This window comes from Mesorhizobium sp. RSR565B (assembly GCF_054719465.1).
In genome coordinates this window covers 4,110,181-4,123,559 of record NZ_JBTTIE010000001.1, presented here as the reverse complement: position 1 = coordinate 4,123,559, position 13,379 = coordinate 4,110,181, and the positions used below count along the sequence as shown (strand labels likewise).

Below are 13,379 nucleotides of genomic sequence, written 5' to 3'. Positions count from 1 at the left end.
CATGTGCGGCATCGCTGGAATCGTGGCGCTGAATGCCACAGCGGCTTCTCCTTCGCGGCAGGCGCTGATGCAGATGATGGGCGCGCTGGCGCATCGCGGTCCCGACGGGCGCGGTCTCTACCGGGACAGACGCGCGGGGCTGGCGCATGTGCGCCTGTCCATCGTCGATCTTTCCGGTGGCCAGCAGCCGATGGCGGATACAGGCGCTACGACGTGGATCGTGTTCAACGGCGAGATATTCAACTACGTCGAATTGCGTGAAAAACTCACGGCGCTCGGCCACCGCTTCCGAACCCGCAGCGACACGGAGGTCGCGCTACACGCCTATCGTGAGTGGGGAGAAACGGCCTTCGAGCGGATGAACGGCCAATGGGCAATTGCAATCTGGGATTCAGTGGCCAATCGTCTCGTATTGTCGCGCGACCGCTTCGGCATTTGCCCGCTGTATTTCAGCGAGCATGCGCACCGGCTTTATTTCGCCAGCGAAGTGAAAGCCATTTTCGCGGCCGATCGATCCATACCTCGCGCCTTTGATCCCGCCGGCATCGATCAGACGTTCACGCTCTGGACGGTCGTTCCGCCGCAAGGAGTTTTCCACGGAATCAACGAACTCGAGCCGGGTCGTGTCCGCATCTATCAGGATGGCACCGTTCGTGAGCGGATTTTTTGGCAGCCTTCCTATCCCGACAATTTCGGATCGCGGCAGGGCGAGTTCCCCGGGTCCTGCAGTGACGCAGTGGACCGCGTGTCTAGCGCTCTTGAGGCCGCGACGGCGCTCAGAATGGTGCGCGCCGACGTGCCTGTCGGGTGCTACCTCTCCGGAGGGCTGGACAGTTCCCTTGTGGCCGCGCTCGCAAGGCGCTTCGCGGGCGAGCGCTTCCAAACCTTCTCCTTGCGTTTTGCCGACACCGAATATGACGAGACCCGCTTCCAGCGAATGGTTGCCGAGACGATCGGCAGTGAGCACCATGAAGTGGTCGTTTCGCGCAGAGATATAGCCGGAATCTTTCCGGAGGTAATCCAACACACCGAACGCCCGATCCTGAGGACTGCCCCGGCGCCACTCTTCCTGCTCTCGCACCTGGTGCGCGAGCGTGGCATCAAGGTCGTGCTGACCGGCGAAGGCGCTGACGAAATGTTCGCCGGCTACGACCTGTTCCGCGAAGGCAAGGTCCGCCGCTTCTGGGGGCGCCACCCGACTTCGACACGACGCTCTCGGCTCCTGGAACGCCTTTACCCCTATCTCACCCGCTCGCCGGTGCAACAGCAGGCGATGGCGCGTCAGTTCTTCGGGCGAAATATTCACGCTTACGACGCGCCGGGCTTTGCTCATGAAACACGCTGGCGAACCACCAGTGCCATCAAGCGCTTGTTTACGGCCGATATGCGGGCTCGAACGCAGGGCCGCGACGCCGTGTCCGAGTTGCTCGCCCGTCTGCCCGCGCAGTTTGCCCGTTGGAGCCCCCTTGCGCAGGACCAGTATCTCGAGGTGCAAACACTGATGTCGGGCTATCTGCTCTCCTCGCAAGGCGACAGGATGCTGATGGCTCACTCCGTCGAGGGGCGCTTCCCGTTCCTGGACGATGAACTTGTGAGGCTCGCGAATTCGCTGCCACCCTCCTTCAAACTCCGCGGCCTCGACGAGAAGCACGTGCTGAAGCGCATGGCGGCACCCATCCTGCCCTCCGAGATCATAGCCCGCAAGAAGCAGCCCTTCCGTGCGCCCAACGCGCTTTGCTTCGTCGGCGCAGACGCTCCGGATTACGCACGCGAGGCGGTTTCGCAGGCGGCCCTGCGCGAGGCGAATGTCTTCGATCCAAAGGCGGTCACGCACCTGCTTGCCAAATGCCAGGCCAGAACTGGCGATGGCGACCTGTCCAATGCCGACAACATGGCGCTGGTCGGCGTGTTGTCGACCCAACTTCTTCATCAGCAGTTCGTCGCGGGTTGTCCCAGTGCAACGCTCGAATGCACACTCAGCGTCGACGTCGACTGCGAACATCGGGAAGAGCGCCTGCATGTTGCATGATGCCGTACCATTGCTGCATGACTACCTCGCCCATTCAGCCGTCCGACACGGAAGTAAGGTGGCGCTGGTGTGCAACAGGCAGCGTGTCACCTACCTCGAACTCGAAACGCGAGCCAACGCGATCGCCCGGGACCTGGCCGCATCCGGAGTCGTTCGCGGTGATCGCGTGATGATCTTCGCCGACAACACCGTCGAGACGGTGGTTAGCTTCTGGGCGGTGCTAAAGGCGAATGCGGTGGTGTGCATCGTCAACCCGCTCACCAAGAGCGACAAGCTCGATTATCTGCTCAACGACTGCCGGCCGACGGCGCTCATCACGGACGGCCATCTGCACGCGATCTTCCGCGAGCCGGCGCGCGGCTGCCCGTCACTTCTGCGGGTGATCGTATCGGGACCGATCGACGACGTCGAACTCGCCCAGCTGCCGTTTGCCGTGCGCTGGGACGCCGCCCTCGCCAATGGCGCGGATACGCCGCCGGCACGGCAGTGCATCGATGTTGATCTGGCAGCCATCATCTACACGTCCGGGTCGACGGGCGAACCCAAGGGCGTGATGCTGACGCACAGAAACATGATGACCGCGTGCGCGTCTATCGCTTCCTACCTGGCGATTGCCGAGGACGAGGTGATCCTCAATGTCCTACCCCTCGCCTTCGACTATGGACTGTACCAGATGATCATGGCTTTTCGTACCGGCGCCCGGCTGGTGCTCGAACGCTCGTTCGCTTTCCCGGCACAGATCCTCGGGTTGATCAGGCAGGAGGGCATTACGGGCTTTCCCGGCGTGCCCACAATCTTTGCCGCACTCTCCGAACTCAGGTCCCTCAAAGACCAGGATTTCTCGAGCATCCGCTACGTCACAAACACTGCGGCAGCCCTACCCCTCAAGCATATTTTCATGCTTCGCGAGCTGTTTTCGGGTGCACGCATCTATTCGATGTACGGTCTCACCGAATGCAAACGTTGCACCTATTTGCCGCCAGAGGACCTCGAGCGAAAGCCATTGAGCGTAGGGATCGCAATCCCGAATACGGAGATGTGGATCGTTGACGAGCATGACAGGCGGATAGGCCCAGGCGTTGTCGGCCAACTCGTCATTCGCGGCGCAACGGTGATGAACGGGTATTGGGGCAAGCCCGAGGCAACGGCCAGGAAACTCAAACCCGGCCCGCTGCCCGGCGAGCAGGTCCTATACACCGGCGACTACTGCCGGATGGATACGGAGGGTTACCTCTACTTCGTTGGCCGTGGGGATGAGATCATAAAGTCGCGAGGCGAGAAGGTGGCGCCAAGGGAAGTGGAAAACGTACTCATGGACATTCCAGGAGTCCGGGAAGCGGCTGTCATCGGTGTTCCCGACGAACTCCTCGGGCAAGCGGTGAAAGCCTTTGTGGTGATGGAGCATGGAAGAGCCATTGGCGAAAGGGAACTGCAGAAGGAGTGCCAGAAGCGTCTGGAAAACTTCATGGTCCCGAAATCCATCGTCGTTGTGGCGAACCTGCCGATGACGGACACGGGAAAACTCAAGAAAACGGCGCTGTCATGATGCGGGGCCAGAACCAAGTCGCTGATTTAATGGTGACGCCACGGAGGACGAATTCATGTTGACCATCAAGGAACGCACCGGAATCTACAGCGAGCAGATTCGTAGTTTCTTGGTTTCAAATTTCTACGTCAGCGACGTCAAGGCATTGCTGGATGACGCATCCTTGCTCGATCAAGGCATTGTCGACTCGACGGGTGTGCTTGAGATTATCGGCTTCATCGAGGAGACCTTTGGCATTATCGTCGAGGATAGCGAACTTCTGCCTGAAAACCTCGATTCCATCCAGGGGATCGAGCAATACATCATCCGCAAAATGAACTGATGGGTAAGCGTAACGCCCAGAGCAGCCCCGTATTTGGTCTGACTCTCGCAGGATTCATGCCTGCGTCTTGACTTGCCCCAGGACCACCCGGCCCTCGCCCGCTTCGTTCGAGACCGAACGGATGTTCTCGAATGCCTTGCTGCGTTCCAGCAGACCCGCTACCTGTCGGTCTTGGCCGAGCCCGACCTCGAAGAGCAGGATGCCGCCACGCCGCAGGTATCGCGGTGCGTCTTTCAGTACGCGCATATGAATGCTCAGGCCGTAAGGGCCGGCTGCGAACGCCTCGCGCGGCTCAAGCTCGATCAGATGGGCGCGGTCGCCCTCGAGCCGCTTTTCAGAAATGTAAGGCGGATTGCAGACGATTACGTCGATAGTTCCGTCTAACCCAAGGCCGATGAGAGAGTCGAACAAGTCGCCCTGAAGCACCGAAAGACGCTCAGCCATGCCGTGATGTGAGGTGTTGCGGCGTGCCGTTTCGACGCATTCATCGGTGAGATCGCTTGCCCAGACAAGGGCGCTGGGCACATGGTAGGCGATCGAGCACGCCAGATTCCCAGTGCCGCAGCACATATCAACTATGCGCGGAGCCGGCAGGTTCATCTGATGCAACACACCAAGCGCGGTCTTGCCGAGCAACTCGGTCTCAGGTCTGGGGACGAGCGCACCGGGCGAAACCAGAAGTTCAAGTCCCATGAAGATGGCGCGGCCGGCGCCATAGGCATCAGCTACACTGAACTCTTTGCTCATGGCCGACCCCATCGCTTGATCTCCCCAGTATAGATCTGCGGCGCTCATGCGCCAGCCAAACCTGCTCCGAAATCATGAATTCTCAAGCCTTTCCTTCGAAAAACTGCAGGCACAAACTCGGTGCATCGCACTTCTGACGCTCATTGACCGATCGCAATCTCAGGTCGCCCAAGATGGAGAGAGAGAGAGAGAGAGAGGTGCTGCTGATGCTTTGAAGAGCCAATGGCGTGGTACGGAGGCTTTTAGATTTTGCGGATCGTGGAGAGGGTAAACGCCTATCCAACTCTGATGGAGCGGAGGCGGACCGCAGCTGCATTGACGCGCTAATCTTCGGCTCCAGTAATTCAGCAAGTGGTCGGTGGAAGCGCCTCCGCTCCAGTATCAGCCTCACCTTGCTGCATGGAGAGGTTACCTATAGGTTTGCGGACATGTCGAAACAACTGTCCGAAGGTCTCGGATCGACATCTCATTTCCGGTCAATCGCAGAGAGGGGCCGTGAGCGAAAGCGTGAGTGTTCTGATTGTTGAGGATCAATGGCTAGTCGCGCAGGACACTGCCGCGCGGCTGCGTCGCGCCGGTTATCAGGTGGTCGGACCTGTGCCGTCGGTATCCGCCGCTCTGCGTCTTGTCGAATCGGACAAGATTGACGTGGCGTTGCTAGACATCCAGCTGAACGGTGAAACGGGTCTGCCGGTGGCGAGGATATTGCAGGCGCGAGGCATCCCCTTTGCCTTCTTGTCGGGATTTGGCCCCGCCGACGTTCCCGCGGCTTTCCGCGACTGCAGATTCCTGCCGAAGCCGGCAACCGATGCTGTCATCCTTGCTGCTGTGAGCGAGTTGGCGTCCCTGCGCACAGCTTCGCGCTGACATTCGCTCCGCCGCATTATTACCGGAGTTGCGCCCTGGCGACCTGGTAGGCCGGACGAGGTCAGTCTCACAAAGGGCAACATTGGCGCTTTGGCCATGAGGACGGCGGACTACGACCGGCGAGGACGGAAATTCAGCGTTCAAAAAGCATCCGCCGGGGTTCCACTTCTCGGCCTGTTGGCGGCGATTTGGACTTAGGTCCGATCCCGGTCGCCAGAGGTCGGATTGCGGAACATCTGCCAAGGACCCACGTTCGGGGTTTGAGCACGGAGGTGCCGGCCGATCTCGAAGCGCAAGTTTCACGGGCAACTGTTGGGGAGTGTCGTAGTGCCGATTTCAAACGATATGGGGGACGAGTACCTGGAACTGGAATGTCCAAACTGTTCTCATGTCATCATAAAAAAGGGATCGTGGTTGAAGGTGATATCCAACTTCAACTGCACCCAATGCCATGCAAAAATCAGAATTGGTTATATGACCAAGCTCGCGCTTTTCGAGAAAAAAAGGCAAAGCATGAACCCGGCTGCGCAGTGAGCGTCCTGGCGGCCCGACAGTCGTTTGGGGTGGTGCGTTGAACCGTCGGGCCTGACCGGCCCGATGGCGGGGGAGCCAGGCCGGCTGGGTGAATCGTATACATTAGATCGTGCTTATCAAGCCCAAATACGCGGCGCGACATCGCCTGGTGACGCAACGGTGAACCCCGCGCCCGTATACGCGCTAGCAGGAACGTCGGCGGTCAACATGCCGCTCATTCGTAAAGAGTGCGAACAGCTTCATCAAACAGCTCCACCTCGGCTTCAACCTTTTCAGCCGCTTTATCGACCTTGTCGAAACGCTTCAGCATTCGATTGTGGAGCATGGACAAGCGTGCCGCATGGTAGACCACGCTGCGCTTGTAACCTTCAGAGTCGAGTGGTTCGAACAACATTGTCATGGCAGAAGTCCTCAATGTTTTTCGTCCTGCAATCCTTCCCTAGTAAACCGCCAGTTAACTCTTTCGTTCCGCTGGTGATGCGAAGGCGCCCGAATGAATAACTCGTTGCGCTGTCTCCAGACTGCACGAGCGTGCTTCGTCTGTCTGAGGTTGGGCCCCAAGGCTTGCGCTTGCCTCGCCTGTTCGGCTCATGCTGCGTCAGTCACGACATCGACGGCCAGCTTCAGTTCAATCGCTTTGGGCGTGAGTTGAATACCGGCGCTGCCAAAAATTGCCGAATGATCATCCTGCTGTGGTGGGACCGCCGAACCCGTCAGGAGCGACGAACCGAGCCGGCTTGGATAGTCGCCCCGCCGCAAGGACGCGAGCGATCGAAGATCACGTCGGCAGGTGCTCTGCCCTCTCTAGGAAGCCGGCGCCGCGCGCACTTACTGAAAAAACCCAAACAGAATAAGAGCGAGAAAGGCAAACAGCAGCGCTGCAGCCGCTAGCAACACACCTTTGTTGGAGCCGCGCCGAGGTTGAGGGTCAGGCACGAGTTTTTTCCGGTTTGGGAGTTCATTCATTGGACATTAATTTGCGGCTGCAAATTAGGTTCCGCTCATGCTTGAATGCCTACAATGCCGCCCCACAGCGCCCTACAGGCGCACGACCTTCGCTAGCCCTAGGCGTATCCGCTGGCCTTCTGCAAAGGACAACGCGAACGATTCCTGATTGAATGACCTGGCAATTTCCTGATCTTTCTCAACCACGCGGACGAACCATTCGCCGCAGGTTTCTGTCACTTCGACGCAAGGCACGGCCTTGCGGAATGGAACCACGTTATCCATCACAGCCGACCTACGAGCAATGGCAACATCGGTCTTGTAAGGCCACCGAATTCGGGATTTCAATAAAAAAGTCGATACGGAGCAGGAGCGGCTCGCCGTGGAGGGCATGGCGAAGCTTCTGAAGCGGTTTGTCTGACCGACTGTCTAACCAGGTTGTCTACCCTCGACGCAAAGCCTTGTTCATCAAGGCGACTGGTAGGCCCGGAGGGCGAACGAAAATCGTCGATTTTGTTGGGTTTTTCGCGGGCAAAAATCAGAAATCTTCCCGCATCGTTCCGTATGGTTCCGACGACGGCCAAAGCACCGAACGCTCGGTGTTTGGCCTTCAGATGGAGCACGAATAGCGAAACTTCCAGGCAGCCATCACCCTACTACACTAAAAGATGTTCACGACCTTCCCGAACCCCTTAGTTCCGTTTGCCGAGGCAGCCGGCACCTGGCCGAGCCCGATACCCGTCAGCCTGAAGCCAGCCTGACCGGTTGGCTCTTCGGCTGCCGCGCTGAAAGCAACGTCGCGAACTGGTCCACGGCCTGTGCGGCCAGCCCAGGCCCGTTGGATCCAAAAGCTTGCCGTCGGCAAAATCGCTGTCGCTGCCATAGACGGCGCTCGGCACCCTCAGCGCCGAATAGAAGCCGAACGGCGGGCGAAGCTGGTGTTCGACCACCAGCGCGTGGCGCTGGCCGCCTCCCGTCGCGCCGATCAGGACTGGGCGATCGACGAGTGCCAGCGGATCGATGAGGTCGAACAGGCCAGCATAGGAACCATTATAGACCGGCGTCGTCACGATCAGCGCGTCGGCTTGTTCGACCGCGGCCACCACATCCAGCGCCTCCGGCGTCGATTCCTTACGCGTGAACGCAGCACCCAGACCGCGGCCGGCATCGACGAGATCGAGGAAATTCACTGTGACCGACAGTTTTTCGCGCAGTGCCTCACCCAGATGATGCGCCAGCCTCCGTGATTTCGACGGCCTATGGGTGTTGCCTGACAACACGACGATGTTCTGGCGCAGCCGTTCGACATGGAAATTCGTGGTCTCTCTCATCTGTGCGAAATGATTGGAGACTCTGACGGGGCCGCCGGCCCCGCCAGTCCACAGCTGACCGTCAGGCGGCGCGCAGAGGCCGCGTCAGCGGGATCGGTGCGGCCGGCTCGGAACGCGGCACACGGCCTTCGACCGGATGGCTCGGATCGTTGAACCCATGCGTCGAGGCATGGCCGGCGGTGACGAGGCGGTCGACAAAGGCCTCGTCCTCGGCGGTCAGCCTGAAGTCCAGCGCCTTGGCGTAGCTGTCCCACTGTTCCTCAGTGCGCGGACCGGCGATCGCCGCCGTGATCAGCCGGTTGTTGAGCACCCAGGCCAGCGCGAAATCGGCGGCCGAGACACCGCGCGACTTTGCGTGCGCCGCGATCTGCCTGGCGATCTCGATCGATTCCGGGCGCCACTCGGTCTCGGCGATACGCTTGTCGCCACGCCCGGCCCTAGTGTCGGCGGCTGGCGCCTGGTTGGGCTCGTATTTGCCGGTCAGCACGCCGCGCGCCAGCGGGCTGTAGGAGACGACACCAAGACCAAAATAGGCTGCCGCCGGCAGTTGCTCGGCCTCGGCGGTGCGGTTGACGATGTTGTAGAGCGGCTGGCTGGCCACCGGCCGGTCGATGCCGAGTTCATCGGCGAGATGCGCGACTTCGGCGATGCGCCAGCCACGGAAGTTCGACACGCCGAAATAGCGCAGCTTGCCCTGGCGGATCAGGTCGGCGATGGCCCGCACCGGCTCCTCCAGCGGCGCATCGAAGACGGCGCGGTGGAAATAGAACAGGTCGATGTAGTCTGTTCCCAGGCGCCTCAGACTGTTCTCGACGGTCTGGATCACCCATTTGCGTGAATGGCCGCCGAGATTGGGACCCTTGTCATGCGAGTTGACGAATTTGGTCGCCACCACCCAATGATCGCGCGTCGCCTTGATGCCGCGGCCAACAACTTCCTCGGACTTGCCATTGTGGTAGACGTCGGCGGTGTCAATGAAATTGACGCCTTGCTCGCGCGCCTTGTCGATGATGCGGTGCGCGACCGTCTCCTCGGTCGGCCCGCCGAACATCATGGTGCCAAGGCTGAGCGGGGAAACCTTCAGGGCGCTGCGGCCGAGATAGCGGTAATCGGACATTGTTTTGCTCCGTTGAACTTTCAGTTGAGGGTTGGTTCGGCGTAGTGGCAAGCGACGTGATGCCCCGCCGCGATCGCCCGGAATGCAGGCTCCTGCGAACGGCAGAGATCCGTCGCCAGCGGGCAGCGCGTGTGGAAACGGCAACCGCTGGGGATGTTCTGCGGGCTCGGCAGATCGCCATGGATCGGCGCTGCCTGACGCCGGCGCACCGGGTCCGGCACGGCGTCCATCAGTGCGCGCGTGTAGGGATGTTTTGGCGAGGTCCACAGCGTCGCATTGTCGGCGCTTTCGACGATGCGTCCGAGATACATGACCAGCACCCGGTCAGCGAAATAGCGGACCACCGACAGATCATGCGAGATGAACAGGTAGGACAGGCCGAGCTGCCGTTTCATGTCGACCAGCAGGTTGAGGATCTGGGCCTGGATCGAAAGGTCGAGTGCCGACACCGGCTCGTCGCAGACGACCAGTTCCGGATTGAGGATCAGTGCCCGGGCGATGCCGATGCGCTGGCGCTGACCACCGGAAAATTCATGCGGGTAGCGGCCAAGCGAATCCTTGGGCAGACCGACGCGCTCGATTATATCCTCTACAATCTTGCGCCGCTCGGCCTTGTTGCCGATGCTATGGACTTTCAGCGGCGCGGTCAGGATGTCGCCAATCGTGTGGCGCGGGTTGAGCGACGCGAACGGATCCTGGAAAATCATCTGGATGTTGCGGCGCGCCGCCTTCAGCCGGCGGGCGTCGAGAACGGTGATGTCGGTGCCGTTGAACTCGATCTTGCCGCTGGTCGGATCGACCAGCCGCATGATCGTCTTGCCGAGGCTCGATTTTCCGCAGCCGCTTTCGCCGACGAGGCCAACCGTTTCGCCGCGTCCGACCTCGAGCGAGACGCCGTCGACGGCGCGCAACGCACCACCCTGAGCATGGAAATGCGTGGAGAGGTCAGAGACCGAGAGCAGCGCCATGCGCAACCTCCGGAATGAAGCTGTAGGGGCAGGCGACGAGGCGATCCTCGCTCACCTCGACGAGGTCGGGCACGAAATGGGCGCAGCTATCGCGCGCCACCGCGCAGCGCGGCCGGAACGGGCAGCCTTTCTCGCCAGCGGCCGAGACGATGCTGCCGGGTATCTCCGTCAGCCTGGCGTCGCGGTAGTGCAGATTGGTCTTCAGCCTTGGCGAAGCGGCCAGCAGGCCGCGCGTATAGGGATGGAGCGGGGTTCTGAACAGCGCGCCGGGCAGCGCCTGTTCAACCTTGCGTCCTGCATACATGACGACGACCTTGTCGGCCCACTGCGCGACGACGCCGAGATCGTGGGTGATGAGCACGACAGCCATCGACAGTTCGCGGCGCAGCGTATCGAGCAGGTCGAGCACCTGCGCCTGGATGGTCACATCCAGCGCCGTCGTAGGTTCGTCGGCAATCAGCAGGCGCGGACGGCAGGCAACGGCAATGGCAATCATGACTCGCTGGCGCATGCCACCGGAAAGCTGGTGGGGATAGTCGTCGATGCGCCGCTGCGGATCGGGAATACGCACCAGATTGAGAAGCTCGATGGCACGGTTCCGCGCTGCCTTGCCGCGTATGCCTTCGTGCAGCGTCAGTACCTCGGTGATCTGCCGGCCGATGGTCAGCACCGGGTTGAGCGACGTCATCGGCTCCTGGAAGATCATGGCGATCTCGCGCCCGCGCAGGTTCCGCATCGCCTTCTGGTCGAGACCGAGCAGATCCCTGCCGGCGAACTCGATCCTTCCATTGGGGATCTTCGCCGAGCGCGGCAGAAGCTGCATCAGGGCAAGTGCTGTCAGCGATTTGCCGGAGCCCGATTCGCCGACGATCGCCAGCGTCTCGCCTTCGCCGACCTCGAAACTCAGCCGGCTGACCGGCTCGGTGCTCGGGAAGCGAACCGTCAGATTGTCGACCTTGAGCAAAGCAGCGGTCATCTCTAGCGCTCCTGCGAGAAGCGCGGGTTGAGCGCGTCGTTGAGGCCGTCGCCGATCAGGTTCAGCGCCAGCACGGTGAAGACGATCGCAAGCCCCGGCAGTGCTGTCAGATACCAGGCGGTGCGGATCAACTCCCTGCCCGCTCCTATCATCGAGCCCCAACTGACGACATTGGGATCGCCGAGGCCCATGAAGGACAGCGCCGATTCCATCAGGATTGCGGTTGCCACCATCACCGACGAGGTCACGATCAAAGGCGGCAGCGCGTTTGGCAATATCTCCCGAAAGATGATGCGGGCATGGCCATAGCCGAGGCTGCGCGCGGCCATGACGAAATCCTTTTCGCGAATGGCGCGGAATTCGGCGCGGGTCAGCCGCGCCACCGTCGGCCAGGTGATGACGGCGATCGCCACCGTCACGACAAGCGCCGTCGGTTGCGCGATCGCCACCATGACGACCAGAAGCACGAAGCTCGGTATGGTCTGAAAGATCTCGATCAGGCGCACCAGCACGTCATCGATCCAGCCGCCGAAATAGCCGGCGGTGGCGCCGACAAGGATGCCGAAGCTCAGGCCAAGTGCTGTCGCCACCAGGCCGACGAACAGCGAAATCCGCGCACCGTGCAGAATGCCGGAAAGCACGTCGCGGCCCATGGAATCGGTGCCCAGCGGAAAGCCAGGATTCTGCCCCGGCCAAAGGAAGGGCCGCGCCACCATCGACAGCGGATCGGCCGGATAAACGACGGGCGCCAGCAATGCTGCGAGCACGACCAGCGACAGGAACACCACGCCGAACATGGCGTTGGGATTGCGGAGGAAAATCCTCAGCGCCCGGCCGCCGGCTGCAATCGGTACCGATGCCGCAGAGGCGGAGCGCGCGTCGGGCGCGTGAAGATTGCTCCAGCTCTTCGCCTCGGGTTCAGCCGGTGCCGCAGGCTCGCGAGCCTCGGCATAGGCGCGGCGGGAGCGGGCGTCGCCCGCGACGAAATCGGTGGAAGCCATTCAGCGCACTCCGATGCGGGGATCGAGCCAGGCGTGCAGCAGATCGACCGTCGCATTGGCGACGATGACCAGCAGCGACGACAGCAGCAGGATGCCGAGCAGCACCGTGAAATCGCGGCCCATGACCGCCTCGAAGGCGAGGCGCCCGAGGCCGGGCCAGGAATAGACGGTCTCGACAACCACGGCGCCGCCAAGCATGCCGCCGACATGCATGCCGGCCATGGTGGTGATGGGGATCAGCGCGTTGCGCAGGACATGGCGGATGGTGATGATGGTTGGCGACAAGCCCTTGGCGGCGGCGGTGCGCACATAGTCCTGCGATTGGACTTCCAGCATCGCCGCACGCGTCAGCCGCGCATAGATCGCCACGTAGAACAGTGCCAGCGACAGCGCCGGCAGGATCATGTAGCGCACCTTGTCCCACAGGCCGGCGAGACCGGTCAGATTGCTGCCGATGGTTCCCGAACCGCCGCTCGGCAGCCAGCCGAGCTTGACCGAGAACAGCACGATCAGCATCAAGCCGATCCAGAAGCCCGGGATCGAATAGAACAGCAGCGAAACGACCGAAAGCAGACGATCCGGCAGGCGTCCCGAAAACACCGCCATCAACGATCCGAGGACGAGACCGAGTGCGATGGCGATACTCAGCGCCACCGCCATCAGCAACAGTGTGCCCGGCAGCCGCTGGCCGATCAGGTCGGCGACCGGCATGCCGTAGCGCGGCGAAAAGCCGAGACTGAAATGCGCCAGGTTGTAGAGATAGTTGAACAGCTGGACGAGCAGCGGATTGTCGAGCCCGAAGCGCTCGCGCAGCGCAGCCATGGTTTCCACCGTGGCCGAACCGGCCTCGCCGGCCATGACGTCGGCGGCGTCGCCGGGCGCAAGCTGCAGCAGAAAGAAGTTCAGGATCACAATGCCCAGAACGGTCGGCACCGCCTGGATCGCGGTGCGTCGAAACGTTCTTCCAATGCGCGTCAGGGTCGACATCGTTTTCGC

14 protein-coding genes are annotated in these 13,379 nt (G+C 61.3%); 5 read left to right on the top strand and 9 right to left on the bottom strand.

What is annotated here, in order from left to right; genetic code table 11:
• Window position 1 precedes the first annotated feature (1 nt).
• The 3 genes from asnB to ACYG9R_RS19910 are packed head-to-tail and all read left to right on the top strand — an operon-like array spanning window position 2 to window position 3,897.
• Window positions 2-2,029 carry an asparagine synthase (glutamine-hydrolyzing) gene (gene asnB / locus ACYG9R_RS19920; protein WP_023824733.1) on the top strand — a complete coding sequence of 676 codons (2,028 nt, stop codon included), beginning with the start codon at window positions 2-4 and terminating at the stop codon, window positions 2,027-2,029.
• Window positions 2,019-3,575, top strand: a complete 1,557-nt coding sequence (locus tag ACYG9R_RS19915) for a class I adenylate-forming enzyme family protein (protein ID WP_031199694.1) — start codon at window positions 2,019-2,021, stop codon at window positions 3,573-3,575. The genes asnB and ACYG9R_RS19915 overlap by 11 nt, the downstream gene beginning before the upstream one ends.
• A 55-nt stretch (window positions 3,576-3,630) precedes the next feature.
• A complete protein-coding gene (locus ACYG9R_RS19910; protein ID WP_023824731.1) occupies window positions 3,631-3,897 on the top strand; it encodes an acyl carrier protein in 267 nt (88 codons plus the stop codon).
• 54 nt (window positions 3,898-3,951) lie between these two features.
• Here ACYG9R_RS19910 and ACYG9R_RS19905 read toward each other — a convergent pair whose 3' ends face one another.
• Window positions 3,952-4,644 (bottom strand): N5-glutamine methyltransferase family protein, encoded by a 693-nt coding sequence (locus ACYG9R_RS19905; RefSeq protein WP_023824730.1) that lies wholly within the window; start codon window positions 4,642-4,644, stop codon window positions 3,952-3,954.
• Between the two features lie 495 nt (window positions 4,645-5,139).
• Here ACYG9R_RS19905 and ACYG9R_RS19900 point away from each other — a divergent pair, with 495 nt between their 5' ends.
• Both ACYG9R_RS19900 and ACYG9R_RS19895 read left to right on the top strand, forming a co-directional pair.
• Window positions 5,140-5,511, top strand: coding sequence for a response regulator (locus tag ACYG9R_RS19900; RefSeq protein WP_023670881.1), 372 nt, complete (start codon window positions 5,140-5,142; stop codon window positions 5,509-5,511).
• Window positions 5,512-5,882: 371 nt separating this feature from the next.
• A complete protein-coding gene (locus ACYG9R_RS19895; RefSeq protein ID WP_155921622.1) occupies window positions 5,883-6,086 on the top strand; it encodes a hypothetical protein in 204 nt (67 codons plus the stop codon).
• Between the two features lie 173 nt (window positions 6,087-6,259).
• Here the strand turns inward: ACYG9R_RS19895 and ACYG9R_RS19890 are convergent, their stop codons facing one another.
• From ACYG9R_RS19890 to ACYG9R_RS19855, 8 genes are all read right to left on the bottom strand, one after another.
• On the bottom strand, window positions 6,260-6,445 hold the full coding sequence (locus ACYG9R_RS19890) for a hypothetical protein (RefSeq protein ID WP_023681021.1): 186 nt from the start codon (window positions 6,443-6,445) through the stop codon (window positions 6,260-6,262).
• A gap of 638 nt (window positions 6,446-7,083) precedes the next feature.
• A complete protein-coding gene (locus tag ACYG9R_RS19885) occupies window positions 7,084-7,383 on the bottom strand; it encodes a hypothetical protein (RefSeq protein WP_023729588.1) in 300 nt (99 codons plus the stop codon).
• A gap of 299 nt (window positions 7,384-7,682) precedes the next feature.
• On the bottom strand, window positions 7,683-8,321 hold the full coding sequence (locus ACYG9R_RS19880; protein ID WP_155923311.1) for an NAD(P)H-dependent oxidoreductase: 639 nt from the start codon (window positions 8,319-8,321) through the stop codon (window positions 7,683-7,685).
• A 61-nt stretch (window positions 8,322-8,382) separates the two neighbouring features.
• The gene (locus ACYG9R_RS19875; RefSeq protein ID WP_023670876.1) at window positions 8,383-9,438 is read right to left on the bottom strand and encodes an aldo/keto reductase; all 1,056 of its coding nucleotides are present in this window, start codon (window positions 9,436-9,438) and stop codon (window positions 8,383-8,385) included.
• 20 nt (window positions 9,439-9,458) lie between these two features.
• The gene (locus tag ACYG9R_RS19870; RefSeq protein ID WP_023670875.1) at window positions 9,459-10,406 is read right to left on the bottom strand and encodes an ABC transporter ATP-binding protein; all 948 of its coding nucleotides are present in this window, start codon (window positions 10,404-10,406) and stop codon (window positions 9,459-9,461) included.
• Window positions 10,384-11,382: an ABC transporter ATP-binding protein gene (locus ACYG9R_RS19865; RefSeq protein WP_023824729.1), complete on the bottom strand. Its 999-nt coding sequence runs from the start codon at window positions 11,380-11,382 to the stop codon at window positions 10,384-10,386. Before ACYG9R_RS19865 ends, ACYG9R_RS19870 begins: the two co-directional genes overlap by 23 nt.
• Before the next feature lie 2 nt (window positions 11,383-11,384).
• The gene (locus ACYG9R_RS19860) at window positions 11,385-12,383 is read right to left on the bottom strand and encodes an ABC transporter permease (RefSeq protein WP_023824728.1); all 999 of its coding nucleotides are present in this window, start codon (window positions 12,381-12,383) and stop codon (window positions 11,385-11,387) included.
• Window positions 12,384-13,370 (bottom strand): ABC transporter permease, encoded by a 987-nt coding sequence (locus ACYG9R_RS19855; RefSeq protein ID WP_023670872.1) that lies wholly within the window; start codon window positions 13,368-13,370, stop codon window positions 12,384-12,386.
• Window positions 13,371-13,379 lie beyond the last annotated feature (9 nt).

Excerpts from the sequence above, each read along its gene's own strand:
- asnB (WP_023824733.1), top strand. The coding sequence starts at position 2 with ATGTGCGGCATCGCTGGAATCGTGGCGCTGAATGCCACAGCGGCTTCT.
- ACYG9R_RS19915 (WP_031199694.1), top strand. The coding sequence starts at position 2,019 with ATGTTGCATGATGCCGTACCATTGCTGCATGACTACCTCGCCCATTCA.
- ACYG9R_RS19910 (WP_023824731.1), top strand. The coding sequence starts at position 3,631 with ATGTTGACCATCAAGGAACGCACCGGAATCTACAGCGAGCAGATTCGT.
- ACYG9R_RS19905 (WP_023824730.1), bottom strand. The coding sequence starts at position 4,644 with ATGAGCAAAGAGTTCAGTGTAGCTGATGCCTATGGCGCCGGCCGCGCC.
- ACYG9R_RS19895 (WP_155921622.1), top strand. The coding sequence starts at position 5,883 with ATGTCCAAACTGTTCTCATGTCATCATAAAAAAGGGATCGTGGTTGAA.
- ACYG9R_RS19890 (WP_023681021.1), bottom strand. The coding sequence starts at position 6,445 with ATGACAATGTTGTTCGAACCACTCGACTCTGAAGGTTACAAGCGCAGC.
- ACYG9R_RS19885 (WP_023729588.1), bottom strand. The coding sequence starts at position 7,383 with ATGCCCTCCACGGCGAGCCGCTCCTGCTCCGTATCGACTTTTTTATTG.
- ACYG9R_RS19880 (WP_155923311.1), bottom strand. The coding sequence starts at position 8,321 with ATGAGAGAGACCACGAATTTCCATGTCGAACGGCTGCGCCAGAACATC.
- ACYG9R_RS19875 (WP_023670876.1), bottom strand. The coding sequence starts at position 9,438 with ATGTCCGATTACCGCTATCTCGGCCGCAGCGCCCTGAAGGTTTCCCCG.
- ACYG9R_RS19870 (WP_023670875.1), bottom strand. The coding sequence starts at position 10,406 with ATGGCGCTGCTCTCGGTCTCTGACCTCTCCACGCATTTCCATGCTCAG.
- ACYG9R_RS19865 (WP_023824729.1), bottom strand. The coding sequence starts at position 11,382 with ATGACCGCTGCTTTGCTCAAGGTCGACAATCTGACGGTTCGCTTCCCG.
- ACYG9R_RS19860 (WP_023824728.1), bottom strand. The coding sequence starts at position 12,383 with ATGGCTTCCACCGATTTCGTCGCGGGCGACGCCCGCTCCCGCCGCGCC.
- ACYG9R_RS19855 (WP_023670872.1), bottom strand. The coding sequence starts at position 13,370 with ATGTCGACCCTGACGCGCATTGGAAGAACGTTTCGACGCACCGCGATC.